Genomic DNA, 25,795 nt, shown 5'->3' with positions numbered 1-25,795 from the left:
CCTCGCAGCGGGCCAGCCTCTTGATGGACTCAGGCCTCAATCGGCGAGATTCACCCTGAGGGTTGCAATCTCAAACGGGTCCAGATTGAACTCGAACGCACCCGAAACTTCACGCACCTGCACACCCAGGTCCGAGTCTCGGTAGCGCAGATCTTGGCCGCGCACGCTCGCCGCTTCGGGCCAGACCAGGCGCGCAAGAGCGCGGCCGCCACTCGCCTCGTATGCGCGGATAATCACGTCACCGGAGCCATCGTCTACCATGCGGACCGACTCCACTACGGCGCCATCGAGGGTGAACAGTGGGCTGATCTGGCCGGGCACCTCGCGCTGGCCAAGGTTCAGCATTTGAGCAAGCGCCACTGCCTGTTCAATGGATGCGGCGGGGACGAGCTGGAAGTTCCACTCGTGCACGCCTTGATCTTGATGCGGGTCGGGGAAGCGTGAAGCGCGGGCCAGCGATGCACTAACTTCGCTCCACGTCCCCCGCTGCCCACTGGAGTGGCGCGCAACGCTCCACCCGTACGTGGCGTCGTTGGTGATAGCCAGGCTGGCGCTCGTATCCGCCAGGCGCAACCAGCGGTGTGCGCTGACCTCAAACTTGTAGGCCTCCCACGAGGTGTTCTCATGAGTTGGTCGCGTAATGTAGCCCATCTGCGTTTCGTACTGCGCGTGATCAGTGTGGATGTCGACCGGCATGGTGAGCTTCAAAATCTTCTCACTCTCATGCCAATCCAGGCGTACGTGCACATCGAGGGAGCGCGATCCGGGTTGCAGAGTCCAGGTGACCTCGGCCTTCGAGTTAGAGAACTCGGCTGTTGTACGCACTCTTGCGGCGCCGTCAGTGCTTTCATAAACAGCGTTCTTTGGCACAATCACCTGCTTGGATCCGCGGTAGAACGGGTCGAGATCCCACGCGTCCCACTCATTGGGGAAGTCTTGGAATAGGTGCAGTTCCCCGCCGCGTTGGCCCGCCGGCACGTACTCGCGCCCCGTTTCTTTCTGTACTAGCGAGGTCAGCAGGCCCACCTCGTCAAACTGGGCACGTAGATATTCATTTTCGAGGAGGTGCCCTCGTACCTGTACCGGTTCTACCTCAGCTGGGGCGGTAGCGGAAAGGGCGGGGACACCGTTTGCGGTAAAGTTCGAAGCATTAGTTAGTGCCGGGGTTTCGTCCTCGACTAGTGCCGCGAGCGAACGAGCGATGATGGCTTCGAGACGCTCTTGCACGCGCTCGTAGATGGCCGCAACTTCGCGGTAAACCCATGCAACGGAGGTGCCGGGCAGGATGTCGTGGAACTGGCACAGCAGCACGTCACGCCACACAGCTTGCAACTGTTTGTGGGGGTATTCCACACCTGCCCGCACGTTTGCCATCGTGGCCCACAGCTCGGCCTCGCGAAGTAGCGATTCGGCGCGGCGATTATTGCGCTTGGTTTCAATCTGAGAAGTGAATGTGCCGCGATGCAACTCAAGGTAGAGCTCGCCCACCCACACGGGCGGATTCTTGTACTCGGCCTGGGCGCGTTCAAAAAACTGCGCGGGTGACTCGATGACGGTACGGGCAGCGCCAGCCAAGTCAGCAAAGCGTTTGATTCGCTCCATCATTTCACGAGTGGGGCCGCCTCCCCCATCGCCGTAGCCAAACAGTAGCGCCGAGCTGTTGGCGCGCCCCTTGTCCTTAAAGTTCGAGGCGGCGTGGGCAAGGTTTTGCCCGGTAACCTCCGAACCGTAGGTGTCTGCGGGCGGGAAGTGCGTGAAAATGCGCGAGCCATCAATCCCCTCCCACATCAGAGTGTGGTGCGGGAACGTATCAACTTGGTTCCACGAGATTTTTTGAGTGAGGAAACGGTCAATCCCAGCTAGCCGCGCAATCTGCGGTAGCGCGCCCGAGTAGCCAAATGAGTCGGGCAACCAGATCTCTTTGCACGTGGCGCCCAGTTCAGATTCGAAGAAGTCCAGACCTTCGGTCAGCTGTCGACACATCGCTTCACCGCCGGGCAAAACCGCGTCCGGCTCCACCCACATGCCGCCAACCGGAACGATAGCTCCGGCCTCCACCTGCTTCTTCACCCGTGCAAACAGATCCGGGTCTTCTTCCTTCAGCCACGCCACGTGTTGCGCGGCAGGAAGGGCGAAAATCAAGCCTGTTCCGTCCTCGATCAATCGCACCACGTTCGCGATAGTGCGCGTGACCTTGCGGCGCGTTTCGCGGATAGGCCAAAGCCAAGCCGAGTCGATGTGCGCGTGCCCCATTGCAGACAGGCGATGTGCATTCGCGTAGGCCGGCGTGGCCAGAATCGCCTTCAAAACTTCAGACGCGGCGCTCGCGGTTCCCGCTACGTCATCAAGATTTATGAGGTCGAGGGCATCGCTCATCGCCAGCAATATTTTCCAACCCCACGGGTCATCTTCTGCGGTAGTTTCGGCCAGTTCTACAAGAACCGATAGGTCCATTGCGAGACTATAAACATCTGCTCGCAGTATCGCTAGGTCTGCACGTGCCAGCCTGTACTGCGACTCATTCCCACTGGTGAGCTTGTCGCCATCCTCGGTCATGGGGAACAGTGGGAGCGGGAGGATAAATGGGTTTGCGGCGGCTTCAACATAGAACACGTGCGAACCCACGTCGGGCACAGGAATCCAGTTATTGCGCGGGTTGAGGGCTTTCACAATCTGACCGCTCTCGCTGCGCACAAGCGCCTCGCACTGAAAACCGGCAAACTTATCCAGCCAGCCGAGGTCAAACACAACCTCCAGGCGATCCTCGCCCTTTAACGCGAGCGGCGCAGCATCAACCTCCAGGCGGAACCACACGGTCTCCCACGGCTTGCCCCACCGGGAGCCAACCTCAATCGGTTTATACGAGGCGATTTTCGCCTGCTCGAATGCGACGGGTTCACCAACTGCGTCGCCGCAAGCCGGAACCACCCAGTGGCTAACCGACACACCAGCTACCGTCTCGTACTGGGCGGGGATAATCCTTTCGCGCAGCGTACGGCGAGCGCGGTTTAACAGAATTTCGCGATTGTCGTGCATGGAACCTCCACAACTCGTCGTTGAGCGGCCTTCACCCTACCACTTATGCGCAGGGCTCCCCCTCTGATTCTTTCGCTCTTCTTGGCCCAGCGGCGGCGTTCTACGCGATCGCTTCCTTGATCGCGCGCGCAAACGTGGGCGCAAGTGGAAGCTCGGGTAGCAGCAGCATTTGCGCCACGTGATAGGCGTCCGGTTTGCCCGGCCAGGTCAAGGTGGATGGCTGATTGTTCTCATCCAGCTCATGCCACCAGCGGCCCGACTGTTCAATCAGGTAGCGCTCGCAGTACTCCCACCAGGCCTCAGCGCGAGCTTTCAGATCTTCTGCCTTCGCGGCGTCGCCGGCCGCAAACCCGTCGTTTCCTTCGAGGGCGCGCGCCAGCGTCACGGCCGCCCCGATCGCTTCACACGCCACCCAGTGCATGCGCTCGCGCGCCACGGGCTTGCCGTTTTGATCAATGGTGTAAACGAATCCGGGGGCGCCGTCCACGTTCCACCCGTCCACTACTGCGCGGTCAAACAGTTCGAGGGCGCCCTCTAGCATCCAGTGCGGCACTTTTTCTCCGCTACGCGCCAGCTGCGCCCCAGCGTGTACGGCAAGGCGAGCCCACTCAAACCCGTGCCCCGGTGTGAAACCGAACGGACGGAACGGATCCTTGGGCCGATCCCGGTTGTAGTCCGGCAGCACGTTCCAGTTCTCGTCGAAATGCTCGGGCACGCGCCATTTGTTCTTTGAGGCTTCTTCAACAACCCAGTTGAGTATCGCCACCGCACGGTTTAGCCACTGCCTCTCATCCGTCGCGTCATATGCGGCCAGATAGGACTCAACGGTGTGCATGTTCGCGTTAACGCCGCGATACTTCTCGCATTCCACGAACTCGCGGTCATAGCTTTCGCGCACCTTCGCCTGGTCGCCCTCCCACCAGAACTCGTCTTGCACGGAAAGCGCTAGGTCCAAAAGGTCCGAGGCCCCCTCGATACCCGCGATTTTTGCCGACGAGGCCGCTAAAACCACAAACGCGTGCGCGTACGCCATTTTTGTGCCATCAACAATCTGCACGTTGTCCGCGTCATGCCCAATGGCTGAGAACCAGCCTGAATACTGCTGGTCGTAGAAATATGTGGCCAGTGCTTTCACGCCGTGGGTGGCAAGCACATTTGCTTCTAGGTCGCCCATCAGGGATGCCAGTGAGAACAAGTGCGTCATGCGGCAGGTAATCCAAAGTTCTACGGGGCGTGAGGAGTCAACGGTGCCGCTCGCGTCCAGGTAGCCAAAGCCGGTTGGCACCTGGGAGCCTTTTGCAAAATCGATTAGGGCATCAAACTGCGCGGCGCGCGTATCCGAATCGAAAGTCATCTGGCATTACTCCAATCAAAGCAGAGGAATAATATTAGTTAACCCCAACGCTTTCAGGGATGGAGCAGTTTCGAGCTGAATCCACGGCTTCCTCTACGCATGCGGTGAGTGTGCGCAAGCGCGTGGCACCCGGGGCAGAATCCAACGGGCAGTGCCGGCCAACCAGAATCAGGTTTGAGCACTCATCGTCCACGCCCTCGACAACTTTTTCATCGGCTGAAAGCAGGCCGATGAGGATGAGGACGTGCGCGCCAAAACTGTCGCGGTATTCTTTGATCGCTTCGCTGACGTCTTGGGGGCAGATGTCGGGGCCTTCCGCAGGCGCGGTAACGGGGACGATGCGGGCGGGCACTCCCTCCCATTCGAGGGCCACGCCAACAATATGGGCACGTAGTTCATGCGCAGCGTCGCAAACAACGAGGACGGGGCACGCGTCCGGGAATCCGGCAGAGTGTTCCGGCGCCTGCTTGGCCACTTGGTAGACGGCATACAGTGTGGCCTGCGTGATTAGCGACCGGGGGGCGATGCCGGGTTTATCCCCTTTGGGTGGATAGTAGGTGCCACGCATAGCGGGGCCGATGTACTCGTGCCAGGTATGGAGTAGGCCGTCTCGGGAGATCAACACGTCAAGATTGCGCTGGAGGGAGTTGAAGTCGCCTCGGCGCGCGGTGTCAAGGATTGACTCAACCGTAATTGCAGCTTCACTATCGGCGAGTACTTCATCGGAAGATTTGATCGCTTGCGCGGCATCCGAGGGGAACACGCCGGAACGGACTAGGCGAACCATTTGTTCAAGCCGCTTGAGTTCAATCTCGTTATACCTTCTGCGTTTGCCCGGTTCGCGTTTTGGCCCTAGCCCGTAGCGGCGCTCCCACGTACGGATCGTAGACGCGGAAACTCCCAGGCGCTGCGCAACCGTTGCGATGGTTAGCGGCGCGGGATTCATGTGCGCGCTTAGATCTGGGCGGGGCATTGTTCATCTCCAGTTTGGACAATTTCCAGAAAAGTTTAAGGTACATCACCTATTAATATTGTTACGCCCGAAGAAGCGAAGCGCCACCGGAGCCTAACTTCTTAAAAGTTTCGAACAATATGCGGAAGGGTCTTGAACAACTTTTGCATAACTAATAATATAGGTTCTGGTCGCAGACAGAGGCGATATGAAAGGAAGCAGAAGGATGACAGATATCTCCAGGCTTCCCGGTCCCGTAGCGGATCGGTGGGATTGGCAATACCTCGGCGCGTGTCGCGACATGGACACAGAACTTTTCTTCCACCCGGAAGGTGAGCGCGGCTCAACTAGGCGCCGCCGCGCGGAGGCAGCCAAAGCAATTTGCGCCTCTTGTCCCGTACTCGAGCAGTGCCGCGAGCACGCCCTGCGCGTACAGGAACCATACGGCGTATGGGGCGGCTTGACCGAAGAAGAACGGCGCGAAATTATTAACCGCAAGAAGCGCTTCCGCGTAGCATAAACGCAGGTAGCTTAAGCATCACAAAAGCATCCCACGCCAATGGCGTGGGATGCTTTGTTAGAAGAGCTAGTTACTTCTCAACGATCGCGAGGACATCGCGAGCCGAGAGAATCAAGTACTCCTCACCGCGGTACTTAACCTCGGTGCCGCCGTACTTGGAGTAGATAACAACGTCACCTTCGGAAACATCCATCGGAACGCGGTTACCGTTGTCATCAACACGGCCCGGACCAACTGCAACAACGGTGCCCTCTTGCGGCTTTTCCTTCGCAGTATCAGGAATAACAAGGCCTGAAGCCGTAGTCTGCTCGGCCTCAACCTGCTGGATCACAATACGATCCTCAAGTGGTTTAATGGAGATCGACATTGGCCAACTCCCTTTCACATTCGTAGTTGAACTGCACGCATTTGCTGCATCCGCCGTCGCGGGTGGTCGGATACGGTAAGCGTTACACATACAAGATTAGATCCTCGATTAGCACTCTTGCAAGCTGAGTGCCAAAAGCTGGATGAAGGAGCCTCGTGAGTGTTTCTCCCGTTGAACTGGTTCTAAGGCCACTCCCCTGGCAGGTTTTGGGTGACCTGCAAGAGATCCCCGAAGCTGAGCGGGAAAGCGCCCTCGCAAATTTTGAGCTTGAAGCGGGAGAACGCGCGGCTGTGCTCACGCAGCTGACCTTGCGCAGCCAAGCCGAAGATAAGTTGGGCGAGTTTGCGCGCGCCATGATTTTCACGCGCGACGGCCTTGAACAGGCAACGAGGTTGCAGGTGGCCGCGATGCACGCCGCCCGGTTCAAGGACGCGGGAATCACCACGGTTGCGGACCTGGGTTGTGGTATTGGCATTGATTCCCTGGCGATGGCCAGCCTGGGCTTGCGCGTGCGTTCGTGGGATATTAATCCAGAGGCCGTTGCCTGCACCAAGGTTAATCTGCGGTTTATGCCCGACTGCGAGGCCAACCTGGGGGATGTAACCACCCTCGATATTGAACATTTGATCAGTGAGGGCGTGCAGGCAATCTTTGCTGATCCGGCCCGGCGCACGGGCGCTGCGGCTGGCGGGCGGCGCATCAGCTCCCCCGAGGAGTGGTCCCCTTCCCTCCCTACCGCGCTGTCTTGGCGCGAGCCGCTTCGCCAGGGCGGCTTTGACGCGCTGGGCCTCAAGGTTGCGCCAGGCTTGGGCTACGAGCACATCCCCTCTGATTTTGAGGCCAACTGGGTTTCCGTGGACGGGCAGCTACTGGAGGCGGGCCTGTGGAGCCCGGCGCTACAAAGCCACGGTCCGGGCCGCTCCGCCACAGTAGTTAGGGGTAGCGAAGCGTTTACTTTCAGGCAGGCTTGCGACCCCTCGGAGCCGGCCAAGCAGTTGGAAAGCGCGGGCCTGGGCACGTATTTGTGGGAGCCTGACCCGGCGGTAATTCGCGCTGGCCTCATCGCTCAATTTGTAGACAACACGGCGCTAGAAGGCCCGATTTCGCCATCTATTGCCTACCTGACTTCAAACGAGATCGTTGCGGGGAAGGAAGCCAACGCGCTTAGTGGATTCGAAGTGCTGGACGTGACGCAACTGCGGCCGAAAGCCATCTCGAAGGCACTGCGCGCCCTCGAGCCAACCAGCGTGGAGGTAAAGAAGCGCGGTGCGGACATTAACCCCGCGGCCCTCCAAACGGCCTTGAAACGCATTTTGGTGCCAAGAACCAACTCTTACGAAAACCCCGTAACCGTCATTGCAACAAGGGTTGACGGGCGTCACCAGGCAGTCATCGCGCGCCGCCTCGACCTTTAAACTAGGCTCGTAACAGAGAGCAAGCGACCAACATAGGATAACCATGCATTTCAACGAGTCCGAGCGCGGCCTGATTGGCGTGGAGTGGGAACTCCAAATGATCGATAAGGACACGGGCGACCTCAGACAAAGTGCCGATGCCGTCATGGACATCGTGGAGTCTTTGGGCGACGTGCCAAACATCCACCGCGAAATGCTCCTAAACACCATTGAGATAACGTCAAAACCGCGCCGCCACGCCTCCGAATGTTTGGACGACCTGCTTGAGAGCATTGCGATCATCCAGCCGGTGACTACGCCTATGCGCATCGACCTGGCAACCGCGGGCACACACCCCTTTGCGACCCCCGCATACCAGCGCGTTACCGACACGGGCCGCTACAACGACCTAGTGGAAAGAACGCAGTACTGGGGCAGGCAAATGCAGCTGTACGGCGTTCACGTGCACATCGGCATTGAGGACGCCGCCAAGGTTCTGCCAATCCTCAACGCCCTACTCACGCGGTTTGCGCACCTGCAGGCGCTGTCTTCTTCCTCGCCATACTGGGCGGGTGAAGACACCGGGTACGCGTCTAACCGCGCCATGTACTTCCAGCAGCTACCCACCGCAGGTATTCCGCGCCAGTTTGAGCAGTGGGACGACCTCGAGCGTTACGTTGAGGACGTGACGCGAACCGGCATTATCAGCGACTTCTCTGAGATTCGCTGGGATATTCGCCCCTCGCCAAAGCTGGGAACCATTGAGATTCGCGTTTTTGACGCAGCCACGAACATTCGCGAGGTGGGCGTGCTCGTTGCCCTCACGGCCACGCTGGTTGAATACTATTCGCGCATGTACGACCGCGGCGAAGAACTACCCCGTATTCCCGATTGGTATGTTGCGGAGAACAAGTGGAGAGCATCGCGCTACGGCATGGAAGCTAACCTGATCGTTGACGAGGCCGGCAACCAGGAAGACGTGATAACCACGATCCGAAACATGCTTCCCGAGCTACTCCCCATTGCAGAGGAGATCGGCTGCCGCGACGAGCTTGAGCATATTCACGAGATTATGCGCAAGGGAGCGGCCTACCAGCGGCTCGCGATCGCGGCTGCGCGACACGAGGACGGCCCGCGAGCGATGGTTGAACTTATGCAGGCCGAGTTCAAGGCCGGCCACTCGATCGACCCGCTTACCTTCCTGGCCAGCAAACCCAACGAGCTCAAGAAAGAAGTGCGCAGGCAGTAGGAGCCGAGGCTATCCGATAGCAACTATTTAGGGTAGGGAAAATAAAAGTAGTTGGGACAAGAACTGGAGGTTCTTGTCCCAACTACTTTGGATTCCAGAGGTAAGTTTCCTTACTCCTTTGTTTTACTGGTGTGCGGTGAACAGCTCAGTCCACTTAGCGACAACCTCATCTCGGTGTTCGGTGAGCCACTCAACATCCCTGTCTACCCACTTGATGGTGTCGGACTTCGGCAGGAATTCAGATTCGTACGGTTCCTTGGTTGTCACGCGAACGGTGCCAACTCCTTCAGCGAAAGCAACCTGACCTTCAGGGCTCATAATGTAGTTGATGACTCGCTTAGCAAGATCTGAGTTCGGACCGCCCTTGATCACCGCTGTTCCGAACGCGGTAGCACTCGTGCCTTCCTCCGGGTAAACCATGCGGATGTTGTCGGTGCCCGACTTCAGCAGCGACGCAATACCATCCTCATAGGTCAGTCCCACAACGTACTCTCCATCTGCTACTGCAGTGAACGGAATAGATGACGAGGATGCGATCACGAGGTCATTGCTCAATAGGTCATCGATGTACTTGTACGCCTCATCACTACCATTGCCGAAGACGGACATGATGTTAGAAATGTTGTTCCAGGCCGACGAAGACGAAGTGGGATCCGCCATGGTGATGCGGCCCTTTAGCTTCGGATCAAGCAAATCGGCGTAGCCCTTGATATTCAGCCCTAGCTCTTTTTCAAGGTCGGTGTTAACCGCAAATGCCACAGTAGAGAGGTGGTCTACGTTGTAGAAACCGTTTGGCGAGTGGTAGGCATCTTCAATGGTGTCTTCATAATCTGACAGCCAGTGCTCGAAAATGTCGGAGTGTGCATCTCCGTTAGAGACGTCCAAACCGCCCCACATCATGTCTCCCTGCGGGTTACCCGCTTCCGACTTGATACGTGCAGTCAGTTCGCCAGCAGAGCCATTCACGATCTCAATATCGATTCCGGGAAACTCTTGCTCTAGAAGATCCGAGAGGACATTGAGGTCATTCTCCGTCATCGAGGAATACAGCACGAGGCGATTATTCTCCCCGTCCGCAGTTTCACCTCCTCCACAAGCTGCTAGGCCAACACTAGCCAATGACAGAGCACCGGCCACGGCGACGGCTTTTCTGAAACGCATTGTTACTCCTTATAGTTTTGCGGATATTTGAAAATCTCTAAAGCCTGACGTCTTCTTCCTTTGTGAACTTCAAGTACACAATGAGAATGACAGCTGTTATAAGCGTCAATACCGCAGAGAATGCGGACGCAAGCCCGTAATTTCCTCTTGTGATTGCCACATATGCAGACATCGTCAGGGTTATCGTCTGGTTGTTGTACAAAATAATTGCGGCTGACATTTCAGTCACGATGGTTACAAAGCTCAAGATCGCACCCGATGCAATCCCGGATCCCATTAGGGGAACGGTGACCTTCCAGAAGGTCTTCAGCTTAGATGCCCCCAAGCTGCGCGATGCCTCTTCCATCGAAATCGGCTGATGCATCAACGAGGCCGTTGCAGAACGGATCGTGTATGGCATACGGCGAATAACCAGAGCAATGATCATAATGGTCATGGTTCCGGTTAGGGCAAGTGGAGCCGAGTTAAACGAGATCACAAGAGCAATACCGATGACCGCGCCAGGCATGATGTAGGGAATCATAGACGTGGTGTCGATGAAGTTATTGATCGCGCTAGGTCGGCGAACCACAAGGTATGCGATGAGAATCGACAACACAATGATGATTACCATCGAGATTGCTGCCAGTACGAGCGTGTTGTAGATCGAGCGCTCAAGCAGACGGTTCGCGGCCTGCCGGTATGAATCCAGGGTGTAGCCCGGCAAGAAACGGGATTGGGAGTTCTTGCGGAATGACAGGTACACAACATAGAACTGCGGGAGCAACGCAAATGCGATCAAACCATACTGGTAAATGTAGATGAGGGCACCGCCGATGCCACGCGGCTTCTTGGGTTGGATCGGGCGACTGGAGCGCAACTGGAAGTTAAACTTTCCAGCAACGTACTTCTGAATCAGGAAAACAATAGTCGTGACGATCACGCCAATGATTCCAATTGCTGCCGCAAAGTTGTGGTTCTGTCCTGTTTCACCTAGGTACTGGTTGTAAATCTCAACCGTAAATGTCCGATAGTTTTGTCCAAGAAGTAGTGGAGTACCAAAGTCGGCGAATGTGCGCATGAACACGAGCAGGGCGGCTGCGAGTAGCGTCGGAATGGTGAGGCGCAACATGACCTGCCAGATCCGTTTTAGCCCCGTGCTTCCCATCAAAGATGCTGCCTCAAGCAAAGATGAATCGATGCTTCTAAAAGCAGCGTTCATGTATAAAGACACAAGAGGAAATAGCTTCAGACTTAAGACAATAACCAGGCCCCAGAATCCATAGATGCTAGGTGGCTCTATGCTAAGGGTTTGCTTAAAGAACTGCGTGATCAGGCCATTTCTGCCGAGTAGCAAGATCCATGCGTACGCGCCGATGAAGGGGGCGGACATGACGGACAGGACCGCGCCAACGAAGAGTACCTTCCGCCCTTTCAAGCTAAAGAAAGAGTAGAAGTAGGAAAACGGCACACCAATTAACAGTGAAACCACGGTGACGGTAATACTCAGCACGAAGCTATTTTTGATGGTCTGAAAATAGTACGAGTTCGCAAAGAAGCGGTAGAAGTACTCTAGGGTGAACTCACCTTCGCCATTAACTATCGATTCGCGCAGAACGTTGAATAGCGGATATACAAGGAAAAGACCAAATAGCAGAAGTAAAGCAAGCGAAACGCCGCTCCACATATCCAGCTTTGGCAACCGCCTACGCTTTTGTTTCACTGCCCCGCCGGCGGAGACCGGGCTTGTAGAAATATTCGCGCTCATTAGTTTTCCTCACCACCGCGCGCGGCCACTGTAAGCAGGTTGGTAGAGCCGTCTGCCGAGAAAAGATTAACCTTGTTGATTTTGATATCGACGTTAACTTTTGCGCCGTCAGCGTAGGAGTCATCTAGATCCGACTCTTGCTCGGCCTCGATAGCAGTACCATCTTCTAGTCTGAGGAAGTACCGGATGGAGGCACCCAAGTACACCGAATGCTCAACTACAGCGGGGACACTCGTAGACGTGGGTTCGGGGGTAATTTCCAAGTGCTCAGGCCGAATGGAAGCAATTACCCCTTCGTCCTTGGCCGCCATCAAACTTTGCGCAAACGGTTGGGGCAGATCAATGGTTTGGTTAGCCAGGTGAAGCTTCAGGTTGTCTCCAACATGCTCCAAAGTTCCAGAAACCTCATTCGTTCTGCCAATGAATCCCGCAACAAAGGTGTTGGCCGGGCGGTGGTACAGTTCGCGCGGGGTTCCAATCTGTTGGATTACGCCTTCTTTCATCACCGCAATGCGGTCAGACACCGCCATTGCTTCTTCTTGATCGTGCGTAACGTAAACGGTGGTAATGCCTACACTTTGTTGGATCTCGCGAATCACTTCACGCATCTCTACACGAAGCTTTGCGTCCAAGTTCGATAGGGGCTCATCCATTAGGAGCACGTCGGGCGAAGTAACCAGCGCGCGGGCAAGCGCAACGCGCTGCTGCTGGCCGCCCGAGAGATTATCGGGCATTTGGTCAGCCCATTTATCTACGTGCACTAGATCAATGTATTTTTGGGCTCTATCGTGAATGTCTTTTCTGGGGAACTTAATATTCTTTAGTCCAAATTCCACGTTCTTACGAACCGAAAGGTGGGGGAAAATGGCATAGTTTTGAAACACCATGCCAATGCTGCGCTTGGCGGGATCTACGTCGTTGATCCTTTGATCATTAAAGTAAATGTCACCATCCTCAATGGAGTTAAAACCGGCGATCATACGCAACAAGGTGGTCTTACCGCACCCGGAAGGTCCTAATAGGGTGAAAAATTCACTTTCTTTGATTTCCGTTGTAAGACCGGGGATAACAGTCACGTCCCCAAAACGTTTCACAACATCATTTATTTTTATAGTTACGCTCACATCTACTCCTGTTGGCCTTCTGTGATTGTGAATGCGGCCGCAAGCAAGTTACTCACTGCTTGAACAATTAGGGAAAGCGGCTTTGCCTTCACGAATAAGTTCCTTGGAATGAACCAAGTTTACCCAATGTTAACCTCGAAGTGATGTCACAGTAACCAATTTGTAACCTTTGCGATACCAAGAGACCTAATAAACTATTCGCAACACCTCTTAACGCCCATTTTCGACAGCTATAAATCATACACTGGCAAACTAACCGAGCTTGAGGATGTCCCCCGGCTGGCATTGGAGGACCTCACAGATTGCGCTGAGCGTAGAGAACCGAATCGCGCGCGCCTTGCCCGTTTTCAGAATCGACAGGTTAGCCATCGTGATTCCCGTGGCCTCTGATAGTGCGGTGAGCGTCATACCTCTTTGCGCAAGCACAGCATCTAACGTCACCTCAACGCGGTGCGGCAATGGTTTAGACGACATAGTCGAGCTCCTCCCGCATGCGCGCCCCCTGCCTAAACGCCGCCCACAGCGCCAGCGCCAACACTCCTGCAAAGAACAGCGCCATGGCAAGCAGCGGCTTCTCCCCCACGACGAGAGTGCCGGACCCCGGGTGCACGGCCTCTTGGAACGCAATCAGGTCCTGCTGCAGGGCAGACCTAGCCGCATCGGAGACAAAACCACAGACAACCCCACCTAGCGCAAGCACTATGCCGGTCACCCCCATAAGCCGCACGGTGCGCCTCTCAAAAGCGCGGCCCTTACTGATTGCCCGGATAACCGCAGTACCAATAATGAGGCCGGCCGCGACAACTACAGCAACAAGCGCGGCCTCAGCAATAGCAAGCTGAATGCTAGTGGCAGAGACGTAGCTTAGCGGAACCTCCGATTCGCCCTGCAAACAGAAATTCGGCAAGTCGCAGGCGCTAATTGGAGCGCCTCCAAATAAGCGTTTCCCACTTGCCAGTTCAATAACCGTCACCGCCTGACCGGCAATCACCAGTAGCGACAGCACCCACACCAGCGCAACCGCGAACCAGAACGGCACTTTTTCAAATCTAGACATCATGGCCCCCTTATTGTTTATCGATATTATTGTTTAACGATAAATCTAGGTGGCGTCAAAGTCAATATCCCAAAAGACCAGTTACTGACATTCACCGTGCGACGCCGCCATCCAAGTTCATGGCACTCCGTCAGCAAAACCGCAGAATGTAGGCGTTTATTCGCGGTTCCAACTATCCTTTCTGTGGCTGACATAGACACAAAGGGGAAGCATGACCGCCGCGCAAGAGCTAACGCCCGCAGAAGAGAAGAAGAAAAGCGGCCTGGCCGCCATCAACGAAGACGAGTTTGACGCCCTCACCGTCATTGGCGGCTGGCGCGTGCTCGTTGAAGCCGTTGTCCCCACGATCATTTTTCTTGTTGGACTGAACATCACGGGAGACTACCTGCTCCCCGCGGGCCTGGCTCTTGGTTTCACGTCGATCGCCGCGCTCATACGCCTGATTCAGCGACTTCCCGTGCGCCCTGCCCTCATCGGAGTGCTCAGCATGACCGCCTCGGTATTTGTGGCGTGGAAAACGGGACAAGCCGTCAACGTGTTTGCCATCTCCATCTTGAAGAACACGTTCTACGGCTCACTCCTGCTGATCTCCATCCTGGTGCGCTGGCCGCTACTCGGCGTCATGCTCGGAGCAGTGCGCGGAGAGAAAACCCGTTGGCGTAAAGGTGAAGAGTGGCAGCTCACCCGCCTGCGCTACTACCAGATCACGTGGATATGGTTCTTCGTGTTCGTTGCCCGCCTCAGCGTTCAAATCCCGCTCTACTTCACCGATAACGTGCAGTGGCTGGCACTCATGAAGCTGTCTTTGGGAATGCCCGCGGACGTCGTAGCCGCATACTTTTCCTGGAGGCTTTTGCGTACGCTACGCCATCGCCATCTCGTCTAGCGACATCTGCGAGTCCGGCGAGAACTGCAAGGTTGAGGGCTCCACACCATTTCGCACCAGTTGCGAACCCATTGCCGCGATCTGCGCCCCATTGTCCGTGCAGAAACGGATCGGCGGAATTCGAACCTCAACGCCAGCCGCATTTGCGCGCTCAGTCAACAGCTCACGCAAACGCGAATTCGCGGAAAACCCGCCTCCAACCACAATCGTCTTCACATCGTGGTCAAGCGCTGCCTGAACAGCCTTAGCCGTCAGCGAATCATTCACGGCCTCACTAAAACCAGCGCAAATATCAGCCTTGCTGATCGACTCACCGCGAAGTTCCTTGGCCTTCACGTAACGCGAAACCGCGGTCTTCAAACCCGAGAAAGAGAAGTCGTAACGGTAGCGTTCCTTGTCGCGCCCACCCGAAAGGCCGCGCGGGAACTTAATCGCTTCCTTATCGCCCTGCTGCGCCAGCCTATCCACGTGCGGGCCACCCGGATACGGCAGTCCCAGCAGACGACCAACCTTGTCGAACGCCTCGCCGGCCGCATCATCGAGCGTGCCACCCAGTTCACGCACATCGGTTGCAATGTTGTTTACGAGCAAGAGGTTAGAGTGCCCGCCCGACACAACCAGCCCAATGAACTTATCTGGAAGCGGCCCGTGCACCAGCTCATCAACAGCCAAATGCCCCAGCACGTGATTCACCCCGTACACTGGCACACCCAAGGAGGTGGCCAGAGCCTTACCAGCGCAAATCCCAACCGTTAGCGACCCCCCCAGCCCGGGCCCTGCCGCAACAGCCACAGCGTCCACGTCTGAAAGCTGAACTTCAGCCTCGTCTAACGCCGCTTCAAGAGTGGGTAAGAAAGACTCCAGGTGCGCGCGCGAGGCTATCTCGGGAATAATGCCACCGTAACGCGCGTACTCGTCCATCGACGTGGCTGTACGATCAGCCAACAGCTGCCCGCCGCGAACCAGGGCCACGCCAGTTTCGTCACACGTCGACTCAATACCTAAGACCAAAGCATCTTTCATTTCCATCACCTCAAGCATTCTAAACCCTGAGCGGCACAATCCCACACCAGAGCCTATTGCCTGCCCGCTCCGTTAGTGTGAGACGATAAAAGTATGAAGAGATTAGTATTCCTCGATCTTGATGGAACCGTTGTTACCCAGCATCAAATCGTCCCCGATTCTGCGCGCGAAGCGCTTCAGAAGGTGCACGATAACGGGCACACCCTGTGGATTTGCACGGGCAGGTCAGCACCCGAGATCTATCCGTGGCTGTGGGATCTAGGCTTTCAAGGATTCATTGGCGCAAACGGCGCTCACGCCCGCCTTGACGGGGAGGACCTTTTTGATCACCGACTTTCTAAAGAGTTCATAGAAGAGGCTGAAGCTTACTTTCGTGAACACGGCATTGTGAGCCTGTGGCAAACCCCTGATGCGCTTCATCCAGCTGAGGGGTTTATGGAAATGTTTTTCCAGTCCACTCCCGAAGCAGTTGAGCGGTGGAGCGCCTACATTGACCAGGTCACCCCGTACGTCAAGAAGGGACTTCCAGTGGGCTCATCTAAAGGGATGATTACCATTCCCCCAGCCTCGGGCCTCACGATCGAAGACGTTAACGAACACCTTGGCCCGCAGATCCTCATCATTCCCGCTTCGGTTGATACCGGCGTGGCAAATACGGGAGAGGTGATGCTATCGGCGTACAACAAGGGCACAGGACTTAAGGAGGTGGCCGAAGTGCTTGGCTTCCCCATTGAGCAAACCGTAGCTGTTGGAGATGAATTGAATGACCTGCAGATGGTCTCAACAGCCGGCATGGGCATCGCCATGGGCAACGCCGTTCCAGAAGTGAAAAAGGTAGCGGATTTTGTCTCTACCCACATCGAAGAGGATGGCCTCGCAAACGCCCTCAAACACGCGGGCCTGTACTAACCGCTGCACTACAGCAACAAAAAGGTGGCTTCGAGATAATTCTCGAAGCCACCTTTTGCTTGGCCAATACGGCTTGGGTTACACGCCCTTCAGGACAGCCTTTCCAAGCTGGCGGTTCAGCGTAGAAATAACATCCAGCGGGATCTGCTTCGGGCAGACAGCCGCGCACTCACCAATGTTCGTGCACGTGCCAAAGCCTTCCGCGTCATGCTGGTTCAGCATGTTCTTCACGCGCATAAGGTTCTCCGGCTGGCCCTGCGGAAGCAGGTTCAGGTGCGTGACCTTAGCCGAGGTGAACAGCATTGCCGAAGCGTTCGGGCAGGCAGCCACGCAAGCACCACAACCGATGCAAGCGGCGGCCTCGAACGCGCGGTCGGCGTTCTGCTTCGGAACCGGCGTAGCGTGAGCGTCCGGAGCCGCACCCGTGTTCACGGAAATGTAGCCACCGGCCTGAATAATGCGGTCCAGAGCCGAGCGGTCAACAACCAGGTCCTGAATAATCGGGAATGCGGTTGCTCGCCACGGCTCGATGGTGATCGTGTCACCATCGTTGAACGAACGCATGTGGAGCTGGCAGGTGGTGGTGACCTCCGGGCCGTGTGCAACGCCGTTGATTACAACGCCACACTGGCCACAGATGCCCTCACGGCAGTCCGAGTCGAATGCGATCGGCTCTTCGCCAGCCTCGAATAGTTCCTCGTTGAGGATGTCCAGCATTTCCAGGAACGACGAGTCTTCCGACACGTTGTGTACCTGGTATTCGTGCATCGCGCCAGCATCTTCGGGATTGGCCTGGCGCCAAATCTTAAGGGTGATGTTCACTTGTAACTCCGCTGCTTAAGCTCGATGTTGTTGTAAATCAGGTCTTCCTTGTGCAGGGTCGGAACGCCGTCGGCGCCAAACTCCCAGGCAGCCACGTAGGTGAACTTGTCGTCATGACGAAGTGCTTCACCTTCAGGCGTCTGGTGCTCTGCACGGAAGTGGCCACCACAGGACTCCTCGCGGTGCAATGCGTCAATACACATCAGTTCACCCAGCTCGAGGAAGTCGGCAACGCGGCCGGCCTTTTCCAAAGACTGGTTCATCTCGCCCTTGGTCTTACCCGGAATGCGCACGTTGTTGTAGAACTCTTCGCGAAGCTCACGAATCATTCCAATAGCCTTCTTAAGGCCTTCCTCGTTACGCTCCATACCGCAGTACTCCCACATGATGTGGCCGAGTTCCTTGTGGAACGAGTCAACGGAACGGTTACCGTCGATCGACATGAGCTTATCGATACGAGCCTGCGTGGAATCCAACGCCTCCTGAACGGCAGCCGAGTTCTCATCAAGCTTCTCAAAGCCGAACGCACCAGCGAGGTAATCGTTAATCGTGTTCGGAAGAACGAAGTAGCCATCGGACAGGCCCTGCATGAGCGCGGAAGCACCCAGGCGGTTAGCACCGTGATCCGAGAAGTTAGCCTCGCCAGCTACGAACAAGCCCGGCAGGTTGGACTGCAGGTCGTAGTCAACCCACAGGCCGCCCATCGTGTAGTGAACAGCCGGGTAGATACGCATTGGAACTTCGTACGGGTTGTCGCCTGTGATGCGCTCGTACATGTCGAACAGGTTGCCGTACTTAGCGGAAACCGCGTCCTTGCCCATACGCTCAATAGCTTCTGCGAAATCCAGGTAAACGCCGCGTGCAACGCCGTTAATCTCCGGGCCTACGCCGCGGCCATCGTCACACATGTTCTTCGCCTGACGCGAAGCAATGTCACGCGGAACGAGGTTACCGAACGACGGGTAGATGCGCTCCAAGTAGTAGTCGCGATCCTCTTCCGGAATATCGCGCGGATCCTTCTTGCAGTCCTCAGCCTTCTTCGGAACCCAAATACGACCGTCGTTACGGAGCGACTCTGACATTAGCGTCAGCTTTGACTGCTGGTCACCGTGCTGCGGGATGCAGGTTGGGTGAATCTGCGTGTAGCAGGGGTTGCCAAAGTAGGCGCCCTTGCGGTGTGCACGCCAAACAGCCGTACCGTTACAGCCCATCGCGTTGGTGGACAGGAAGAATACGTTGCCGTAGCCACCCGTTGCCAAAACAACAGCGTCAGCCGTGTAGGTCTCCAGCTCACCCGTTGCCATGTTGCGAGCAACGATACCGCGAGCGCGGCCGTCCGAAACAATGAGCTCAACCATCTCGTGGCGGCGGTGCTCCACCACCGTGCCGGCCTCAACCTGACGCTCAAGCGCCTGGTATGCGCCAATCAAAAGCTGCTGGCCTGTCTGGCCACGAGCGTAGAACGTACGCGATACCTGTACGCCACCGAACGAGCGGTTATCTAGCAGGCCGCCGTATTCACGAGCGAATGGAACGCCCTGGGCAACACACTGGTCGATGATGTTTGCCGAAACCTCAGCGAGACGGTAAACGTTGGTCTCACGAGCACGGTAGTCGCCGCCCTTAACAGTGTCGTAGAACAGGCGGAATACCGAGTCGTTGTCGTTGCGATAATTCTTCGCAGCGTTAATACCACCCTGCGCAGCAATGGAGTGGGCGCGGCGGGCGGAATCCTGGTAGAAGAATGCGTCAACGTGGTAGCCCATTTCGCCAAGCGAAGCAGCGGCAGCGCCACCTGCAAGACCGGTACCTACGATGATCACCTTGAGCTTGCGTCGGTTAGCCGGGTTCACGAGCTTTGCGTTGAACTTACGGGTTTCCCAACACTGCGCTAGGGGCACATCCAAAGGTGCCTTGGTGTCCGCGATTTTCTCGCCTTCGCGGTAGAGGCCGTGGATAAGCTGATCAGTCATTTCACGTTCCTCAAGAAATAAAGCCGAATGCGATAGCGACCGGCGGCAGCATGAACATCACGAACACGATTGCAGCAACAATGCCACCGATTACAACAGTGATGTGCTGGGTGTTACGACGGAGCCAGCCCATGGACTGTAGAGCCGACCAAATGCCGTGACCGATGTGCATTGCAAGGGTTCCAACAAAAACGGCGTACAGGACAACCAGGGCCGGGTTAGAGAAGGCTCCAACCATCCTCATGTACGGGGACATCTCGCTTGCTTCGAAGCCAGCGGGAATCGTTGCCGTGGTGAAGTGGAGAATATGGAACACAATCATGAACAGCAAGATCACTGCGGATACGCGCATGGTGCGCGCAGCGTAGGAGTCTGCAACGTTCTTCTTAACCGAGTAGCGGTCGGCGCGTGCCTTCTTGGAAACGTACCAGGTGTGGAACGCGGCGAGGATGTGCACGAGCGCGAACAGAATCATCGCCGTGCGGAATACAACGATCAGTCCACCTTCAGGCAGTAGCGGATAGAAGGCGTCCCCCTTCAACCAGTGAGCGTAGTGATCGTACGCCTCCTGGCCGAGGAACATCTTCAAGTTTCCGTACGCGTGGACGATAACGAACATGACGAAGAAGAGGCCGGAAATTGCCATTAGTTGCTTCACGAACACGTTCGTGTTCCAGGCGCGGCGCTTCCTCGTTTCGAGATTTTTATTGGCCATGTATTCAAGGGTACATACGTGAAACGCAGCTCATGTCGTATACGATCGTCACGCTGGTGCAGGACCCTCGCACATATTCCTACTTTTGGGCTATATGGCGCGAAATAGCGGGCTTTGTTCTGTCACCCCGACCGAGAGGTTTGAGGCCACTTTGCGCCTTGTTAACGTCATAAAAATATGTCTATTAGGCAACACTTGGGTTTCATAATGACCGATCGTCGTCAAACCTGTCGCCACCAACTGGTTTTTACGCATTACGAGATTGCAATTGGGGCAGTGTTTACCTGCCCACCTATAGGCCCAGCTCCATCACGACGGCTTCTTCGCTGGGTGCGCGATAGTAGCGCGGAATCCTTGCGATCTGCTTGAAACCGCGCGATCCGTATAACCCGATCGCGCTGGCATTAGATGCGCGGACCTCCAGCATCACGCGACTAACCCGGCGCTGTGAGCGCTCTATGCCCGCCACGGATTCGCTGACATCCTCGCTCGACGTGTCGCCGCTGGCAGGATCTGCCATCGTGCGATCACCCTCCAAAGGCATCAGGTAGTGCACCTGGCTCGGCGTGAAAAACCGGGCGATTCTAAGCACCTGCAACAGGTGATCGAGTAGTGCGCCCGCTATCCCCCGGCCCTGGTATTCTGGTAGCACGCCTATGGTCAGCACATCGGCCACCTCGTTTATGGAAGCCCCCGCGGCGGCAATCAGCACGTCGCGGTCAAACATTCCAAAGTGGATGCGATCTGGGCTAGAGAGCTCCGCGGTCCAGCTGGCGCGGCTCCACTGGTCGGCTTTTGGAAAAACCTGCTGTTCAAAGTGCAGCACCTGTTCTAAGTTCGCCGCGGTTAAAACCACCGGGGCGGGCTCCAGGCTCACTTCTTTTCGCCGTGAATATCCGGGCGGCGCAGATACTGCGGATCTACCGGAAAGTCCTCCACCCCATTTTCAAGGCGAGCGCGCACAATCCGCGCAGCCACAGCCACGTCAAAACCTTGAGCGTCGCGAGTGCTCGGCAAAGCGTCGGAGTAAATCTGGCAGGCCGGGCCCGCGAACTCAACGCCGCTACCTTGGAACTTATTGGCCACAAAATCTGCGGTGTTTACGGCAGGGCCTTCAAGTATCTCAACGTCGTTTGGGCCAGCTGCGCGCACGTGCGCCCAATACACCTCGTGACGGCGAGCATCGGTCACCACCACAATCTCGGCGCCTGCGGGCATGTCATCTAGGTAAGAGCGAGCCAAAACCTCGAGCGAGCCAATCCCGCGCACGGGGATCCCAGCCACGCGGCCAATCACTCGAGCGGTTACGAGGCCCGCGCGAAGCCCCGTGAATGGAGCCGGCCCGGTACCGACGATCACCTGATCCAGGTCCGCCTCTTTTGCTGTCTTGCCAAGCCCCGCCTCACTGATCGAAAGCGAGATGAGTTCGGCAAGGCGCTCAGCGTGAGCGCGAGAGTTGGGCTCCGTATTTACCGTTGTCCCGGCCTCGGTTACAACCGCAACTACCGCACCGCCGGAGGTATCAATGCACAGGTCTTTCATGCGTATGCTCCCTCAACTGCCTCGCGAAGCGTTTCTTCAAGCGCGTCCTCACCGGTCCAACGCGGACCGACCGGGTTGAAAGTGACCTCACGAATGTTGGAATCAGCGTGCTCCAAGTTTTCACTCAACTCGTCCACGGCGGCCGGGTTCTTAAAAGTCACTTCAAGGCGGTTCGGGGAAAGCGACTCGGTTTTACCTTCGCCCCACTCCACCACAAGCACGGACTCCTCCAGCGCGGTGTCAAGATCCAAAGTTTCTAGATCGTCAAGATCCTTAATGCGATACGCGTCCACGTGCACCAAATCCGGATTGCCCTTATGCACGCGCGCAATGATGAACGTGGGGGAAGCAACGCGGCCCTTCACACCCATAGCGCGGCCAAGCCCCTGCGTGAACGTGGTCTTACCCGTCCCCAGATCGCCGGTGAGCATAATCATGTCGCCCCCGCACACAAACCGGGCAAGAGCGGCCCCCAAGCTACGCGTATCATCCGCGCTTCTTGCAGTAATCGTAAACATGGTCTTCCTTTACGTATCAGCGCCGCTCTAAGAGTACGCTCTTGGCACGCGCGCACCCAACCGAGTAATGATCTCGTAGTTGATAGTGCCGCACGCCTGCGCCCAATCATCCGCAAGCGGACACCCGGGCGTGGTTTTTGAGTTGGGATTGCCAAACAGCACCACGGTGTCGCCGGCCCGGGCGGGAGGCTCATTGCCCTCCGCGGGCCCAAGGTCGATCACAAACTGGTCCATGCACACGCGCCCAACTACGTGCGTGTCGATCCTCCCCGCCTGCGTATAGACGCTGACCGGGCCTTTGCCCGCAGCGTGGCGCGGGATACCGTCCCCATATCCAAGAGGAACCAGGCCGAGCCAGCGATCCGTGGGAGCAACCCACTGTCCTCCATATGACACGGTTTGACCCCGCGGGACGCGCTTGACCTGCACCAGGTCAGCCTTCAACGTCATCACCGGTTGCAACCCCAAGTCCAGCGAGGGCGTGTTCTGCGGGTCTGGCGAAAGTCCGTACAACCCAATGCCGTCTCGCACCATGTCGAAATGAGTGTCCTCATGCCAGATCTGGCCCGCCGTTGCCGCAAGGTGGCGCTCAAAACCGGCCAGGCCAGCCTCTACAGCCGCCTGCACTGCCTCGTTAAAAATCTTGATTTGAAGGCCGGTGGCCCGCTTGCCTTCCGCACCGGCTTCGTCCGCGCGCGCCAAATGCGACCACACGCCCACGATCTTCGCGTGTTTTGCCTTGCTTGCCGCGAGCGCGAGGGCAGGGAACTCTGTGGGGATCGCTCCTCCGCGGCCCATCCCCGTGTCCACCTTCAGATGAATACGAGCTGGCAAACCTTGACTCTCTATCAAGTGAAGCTGGTCCAGGTTAGACACGGACAGTTCAATGTCAGCTTCAATCGCTTGGCGAATGGCGGCTTCGTCAGACACTGGCAGGATCCAACTGAAAATACTGACCCCATCAATGCCCTCTTGTTTGAGGAAACTACTGAGATCAAGAGCCTCGGCAAGCTGGGCGATACCCAAAATGTCGTAGCCTGCGCGGGCAAGCGCGCGAGAAACCTCGTGGCTACCGTGCCCGTAGGCGTCAGCTTTCACAATCCCCAGGTGGCGAGCCTTCCGAGCGAAAGTGCGCATGCGCGCGGCATTTGCCACAAGCGCGGCAACATCGACCTCGACAACCGCCGGATAGTGCGCTAACTGTTCACTCACTGTCATTCTCCTCGAGACTATGACACCACTGGGACGCTACTTCTGGGCGGCATCCGTTTTGCTGGCGAACACCACAAAACGCTGCCCCGCATAGTTCAACGCCACAAACAAAATCATACCGAGACCCATGGACAAGTTATCCGCAACCTTCACCGAAAGCTCCGAAGTAAGCGCATAAACCAGGGGCTTAGCCAACCCGTAGGCAAGCAGGTAGCACGCCGCAATATTCACAATGAACAGCCACACTTGACGCAGCGAACGCTCCTTGTTTTGGAACGTGAAGTACTTATTCAGCACGAAGCTCACAATCGAACCAATAATGTAGTTCAACGCTGAGGACACCCAGTAGCCAAAACCCAGCCAGTTATACGCCAAGAACATCACGGTTGTGCCCACAATCGTGTTCACAATGCCCACCAGGATGAACTTCCACGTAGTTGCGTCAATCAGCTTGCGGCGGGCTTGGCCCGGCGCTGAGGGCTTTGCAGGTGCCGAGGGGCCGGATGCAGGTGGCTCGGACGGGGGTGGGGTTTGCGGGTTTTCAGTCACAGAGCCTCCCGGGCAGAATTCTTATGCGAACGCAGGGCCTGCCCAAAAGCGTCAGGCAGATTGCGCGCAATATCAGAAGCCGCTATCGGGCGGCCACCTTCCAAACCATAGCCCGGACGCAGAGCAACCCCGCCGGCCTGCCCATCCACGTCCTCGAATCCAGCTGCACGCCGCGCCGCCACCCCGTGCAACCAAACAGCGGCCGCCACCGCGCGCGTCAGCTCCTCCCAATCGAGGCGGCCCGCTTCCTCCTCGACGTGCGCCTGCACGCCGGCAAGAACACCCGCAATCGCGCCGGCGAGGACGTCGCCTGAGCCGGCCGTGCCCGCCCATGTCGGAGCCTGCGCCTGCACAAACACGTGGCCGCGCGGGCTCACAATCAGCGTGGCAGCACCCTTCAACGCAATTACCGCGCCAGATAGCCCAGCCAGGCGCATAGCGGCCTTGATTGGGGCTTCCTCCACGCGTTCACGCGTCCATTCAGATTCATCCAGGATCGATAGCGCCGCTGCGGCCTCCCCCGCATGGGGTGTCCACACCATCTGTGGCGCTGCCGCGTGACCAGAGTGCACCAGCTGCGCTGCCACCGAAATCGCGCCCGCATCAACTACCAGGGGAACTTCCGCCTCAAAAATCTGTGTAGCGATCCGGCTACGATCCTCCAAGTTCTGCGGGTCCATACCGCACCCAACTGCCACTGCTTGCGCGCGTCCATCCACTGTTACAACCTCGGGAGCGGCAGCCAACACCAGAGTGCGCGTAGCTTCATCAGTGACGAGGCGGATCATGCCGGTACCAACTCCGCGTGCTCCCAAGGTAGCCAAGACCGCCGCGCCCGGATACTTCTGCGATCCCACCACCAGGCGCACCACGCCGCGTGAATACTTGTGATCCGTAGCGGATGGGAGTGCGACAACCTCACGCACGTCAACGCCTTCAAGTACGCGGGCAAAATGAGGCCCCAAATCGAGCCCCAAATCCACTAGGCGAACCTCGCGCTGGTAGTAGCAAGCGGGAGGGAACACCGCCGACGGCTTCAACGCGCCCATCGTCACCACGATGTCAGCGCGCAGCGCATCTGCCGGAACCGTACCGTCCGGTGTTGCTAGTCCCGACGGCACGTCAACCGCCACCACCTTGCGGCCAGGCAACTGGCCCCGCGCCTCTTCTAACGCGGCAACAATTGACGCCAGCGGTTCCTTCAGCGCGCCTTCGGTGCCCGTGCCCACAAGGCCATCGATCCATACAGTTGCGGAGGCAAGCAACGGCAACACGTCAGCGGCGGTCTTAGCAGGCTGGCAGATTTCCACCCCAGCCGCGCGCGCGGCAGTCAAAGCACGTTCGTGTGGATGATCACTCAGCACGACGGCCTTAACGGGAACGCCCTCACCGCACAAGAATGCGGCCGCGTACAGCGCGTCTCCCCCATTGTCACCGCCACCAACAAGCGCAGCTACCTCGCCGGCCTGGTACACATCTTGCACCGCGTCGGCAACGCCTCGCGCCGCTACCTTCATCAACTCATCTAGGCCCGCAGCCTTCACAGCTGCGGCCTCCCTGGCGCGGATCATTGACACGCTAAAAACTCGCTGCATTTGCCCTCCTCAACTACACAACTTTACGTCCTAAAACAGGGCGCCATCATCCGAGGCGAAAAATCGCGAAAAATCAGGCAAAATAGTTGC

General features: G+C 57.1%; 24 protein-coding genes. 5 read left to right on the top strand and 19 right to left on the bottom strand.

The window, feature by feature from the left end:
- Window positions 1-36 precede the first annotated feature (36 nt).
- From HMPREF2891_RS03235 to HMPREF2891_RS03225, 3 genes are all read right to left on the bottom strand, one after another.
- Window positions 37-3,036 carry an alpha-mannosidase gene (locus HMPREF2891_RS03235; RefSeq protein ID WP_070663858.1) on the bottom strand — a complete coding sequence of 1,000 codons (3,000 nt, stop codon included), beginning with the start codon at window positions 3,034-3,036 and terminating at the stop codon, window positions 37-39.
- Between the two features lie 100 nt (window positions 3,037-3,136).
- Window positions 3,137-4,390, bottom strand: coding sequence for an AGE family epimerase/isomerase (locus tag HMPREF2891_RS03230; RefSeq protein ID WP_070663857.1), 1,254 nt, complete (start codon window positions 4,388-4,390; stop codon window positions 3,137-3,139).
- Window positions 4,391-4,424: 34 nt separating this feature from the next.
- Window positions 4,425-5,363: a MerR family transcriptional regulator gene (locus tag HMPREF2891_RS03225; protein ID WP_070663856.1), complete on the bottom strand. Its 939-nt coding sequence runs from the start codon at window positions 5,361-5,363 to the stop codon at window positions 4,425-4,427.
- A gap of 205 nt (window positions 5,364-5,568) precedes the next feature.
- Between HMPREF2891_RS03225 and HMPREF2891_RS03220 the strand changes: the two genes are divergently transcribed.
- The gene (locus HMPREF2891_RS03220; protein ID WP_034506846.1) at window positions 5,569-5,862 is read left to right on the top strand and encodes a WhiB family transcriptional regulator; all 294 of its coding nucleotides are present in this window, start codon (window positions 5,569-5,571) and stop codon (window positions 5,860-5,862) included.
- Window positions 5,863-5,932: 70 nt separating this feature from the next.
- Here the strand turns inward: HMPREF2891_RS03220 and groES are convergent, their stop codons facing one another.
- Window positions 5,933-6,229: a co-chaperone GroES gene (gene groES, locus HMPREF2891_RS03215; protein ID WP_016444087.1), complete on the bottom strand. Its 297-nt coding sequence runs from the start codon at window positions 6,227-6,229 to the stop codon at window positions 5,933-5,935.
- 155 nt (window positions 6,230-6,384) lie between these two features.
- Between groES and HMPREF2891_RS03210 the strand changes: the two genes are divergently transcribed.
- Together HMPREF2891_RS03210 and HMPREF2891_RS03205 are read left to right on the top strand one after the other, a co-directional pair.
- Window positions 6,385-7,644, top strand: a complete 1,260-nt coding sequence (locus tag HMPREF2891_RS03210; RefSeq protein ID WP_070663855.1) for a THUMP-like domain-containing protein — start codon at window positions 6,385-6,387, stop codon at window positions 7,642-7,644.
- 43 nt (window positions 7,645-7,687) lie between these two features.
- The gene (locus HMPREF2891_RS03205; RefSeq protein WP_070663854.1) at window positions 7,688-8,872 is read left to right on the top strand and encodes a glutamate--cysteine ligase; all 1,185 of its coding nucleotides are present in this window, start codon (window positions 7,688-7,690) and stop codon (window positions 8,870-8,872) included.
- A 123-nt stretch (window positions 8,873-8,995) separates the two neighbouring features.
- On the opposite strand, the gene HMPREF2891_RS03200 is transcribed toward HMPREF2891_RS03205, so the two are convergent.
- The 5 genes from HMPREF2891_RS03200 to HMPREF2891_RS03180 form a co-directional block, all read right to left on the bottom strand.
- Window positions 8,996-10,033, bottom strand: a complete 1,038-nt coding sequence (locus HMPREF2891_RS03200) for an extracellular solute-binding protein (protein ID WP_070663853.1) — start codon at window positions 10,031-10,033, stop codon at window positions 8,996-8,998.
- A 37-nt stretch (window positions 10,034-10,070) separates the two neighbouring features.
- Complete coding sequence (locus HMPREF2891_RS03195; RefSeq protein WP_083311225.1) at window positions 10,071-11,780, bottom strand: ABC transporter permease; 1,710 nt, start codon at window positions 11,778-11,780, stop codon at window positions 10,071-10,073.
- A complete protein-coding gene (locus HMPREF2891_RS03190; protein ID WP_070663852.1) occupies window positions 11,780-12,904 on the bottom strand; it encodes an ABC transporter ATP-binding protein in 1,125 nt (374 codons plus the stop codon). The genes HMPREF2891_RS03195 and HMPREF2891_RS03190 overlap by 1 nt, the downstream gene beginning before the upstream one ends.
- Window positions 12,905-13,156: 252 nt before the next feature.
- On the bottom strand, window positions 13,157-13,378 hold the full coding sequence (locus tag HMPREF2891_RS03185) for a helix-turn-helix domain-containing protein (protein ID WP_070663851.1): 222 nt from the start codon (window positions 13,376-13,378) through the stop codon (window positions 13,157-13,159).
- Entirely contained in the window at window positions 13,368-13,961 is a 594-nt protein-coding gene (locus tag HMPREF2891_RS03180) for a DUF2975 domain-containing protein (protein WP_158237788.1), read from the bottom strand. The genes HMPREF2891_RS03185 and HMPREF2891_RS03180 overlap by 11 nt, the downstream gene beginning before the upstream one ends.
- A gap of 211 nt (window positions 13,962-14,172) precedes the next feature.
- On the opposite strand from HMPREF2891_RS03180, the gene HMPREF2891_RS03175 reads away from it, so the two are divergent.
- On the top strand, window positions 14,173-14,847 hold the full coding sequence (locus tag HMPREF2891_RS03175) for a DUF3159 domain-containing protein (RefSeq protein ID WP_070663849.1): 675 nt from the start codon (window positions 14,173-14,175) through the stop codon (window positions 14,845-14,847).
- Here HMPREF2891_RS03175 and tsaD read toward each other — a convergent pair.
- A complete protein-coding gene (gene tsaD / locus HMPREF2891_RS03170; protein ID WP_070664227.1) occupies window positions 14,824-15,870 on the bottom strand; it encodes a tRNA (adenosine(37)-N6)-threonylcarbamoyltransferase complex transferase subunit TsaD in 1,047 nt (348 codons plus the stop codon). The two genes, HMPREF2891_RS03175 and tsaD, sit on opposite strands and share 24 nt — an antisense overlap.
- 93 nt (window positions 15,871-15,963) lie before the next feature.
- On the opposite strand from tsaD, the gene HMPREF2891_RS03165 reads away from it, so the two are divergent.
- The gene (locus HMPREF2891_RS03165) at window positions 15,964-16,779 is read left to right on the top strand and encodes an HAD family hydrolase (RefSeq protein WP_070663848.1); all 816 of its coding nucleotides are present in this window, start codon (window positions 15,964-15,966) and stop codon (window positions 16,777-16,779) included.
- Between the two features lie 78 nt (window positions 16,780-16,857).
- On the opposite strand, the gene HMPREF2891_RS03160 is transcribed toward HMPREF2891_RS03165, so the two are convergent.
- From HMPREF2891_RS03160 to HMPREF2891_RS03120, 9 genes are all read right to left on the bottom strand, one after another.
- Complete coding sequence (locus tag HMPREF2891_RS03160; protein ID WP_034506864.1) at window positions 16,858-17,601, bottom strand: succinate dehydrogenase/fumarate reductase iron-sulfur subunit; 744 nt, start codon at window positions 17,599-17,601, stop codon at window positions 16,858-16,860.
- A complete protein-coding gene (locus HMPREF2891_RS03155) occupies window positions 17,598-19,574 on the bottom strand; it encodes a fumarate reductase/succinate dehydrogenase flavoprotein subunit (RefSeq protein ID WP_070663847.1) in 1,977 nt (658 codons plus the stop codon). Before HMPREF2891_RS03155 ends, HMPREF2891_RS03160 begins: the two co-directional genes overlap by 4 nt.
- 10 nt (window positions 19,575-19,584) lie before the next feature.
- A complete protein-coding gene (locus tag HMPREF2891_RS03150) occupies window positions 19,585-20,289 on the bottom strand; it encodes a succinate dehydrogenase cytochrome b subunit (protein WP_070663846.1) in 705 nt (234 codons plus the stop codon).
- A 292-nt stretch (window positions 20,290-20,581) separates the two neighbouring features.
- On the bottom strand, window positions 20,582-21,166 hold the full coding sequence (locus HMPREF2891_RS03145; RefSeq protein ID WP_083311224.1) for a GNAT family N-acetyltransferase: 585 nt from the start codon (window positions 21,164-21,166) through the stop codon (window positions 20,582-20,584).
- Window positions 21,163-21,831, bottom strand: a complete 669-nt coding sequence (gene tsaB / locus HMPREF2891_RS03140; RefSeq protein WP_070618079.1) for a tRNA (adenosine(37)-N6)-threonylcarbamoyltransferase complex dimerization subunit type 1 TsaB — start codon at window positions 21,829-21,831, stop codon at window positions 21,163-21,165. Before tsaB ends, HMPREF2891_RS03145 begins: the two co-directional genes overlap by 4 nt.
- Window positions 21,828-22,349, bottom strand: coding sequence for a tRNA (adenosine(37)-N6)-threonylcarbamoyltransferase complex ATPase subunit type 1 TsaE (gene tsaE, locus HMPREF2891_RS03135; protein ID WP_070663844.1), 522 nt, complete (start codon window positions 22,347-22,349; stop codon window positions 21,828-21,830). Before tsaE ends, tsaB begins: the two co-directional genes overlap by 4 nt.
- A 27-nt stretch (window positions 22,350-22,376) precedes the next feature.
- Entirely contained in the window at window positions 22,377-23,567 is a 1,191-nt protein-coding gene (gene alr, locus HMPREF2891_RS03130; RefSeq protein ID WP_070663843.1) for an alanine racemase, read from the bottom strand.
- Window positions 23,568-23,597: 30 nt separating this feature from the next.
- On the bottom strand, window positions 23,598-24,110 hold the full coding sequence (locus HMPREF2891_RS03125; protein ID WP_083311222.1) for a GtrA family protein: 513 nt from the start codon (window positions 24,108-24,110) through the stop codon (window positions 23,598-23,600).
- Window positions 24,107-25,705, bottom strand: coding sequence for an NAD(P)H-hydrate epimerase (locus HMPREF2891_RS03120; protein ID WP_070663842.1), 1,599 nt, complete (start codon window positions 25,703-25,705; stop codon window positions 24,107-24,109). The genes HMPREF2891_RS03125 and HMPREF2891_RS03120 overlap by 4 nt, the downstream gene beginning before the upstream one ends.
- Between the last annotated feature and the right edge of the window lie 90 nt (window positions 25,706-25,795).

It is taken from the genome of Actinomyces sp. HMSC065F11 (genome assembly GCF_001813085.1).
In the GTDB taxonomy this organism is placed as follows: Bacteria; Actinomycetota; Actinomycetes; order Actinomycetales; family Actinomycetaceae; genus Gleimia; species Gleimia europaea.
Note: the sequence above shows the minus strand (reverse complement) of the source record. Positions and strands in the feature narration are given on the sequence as shown.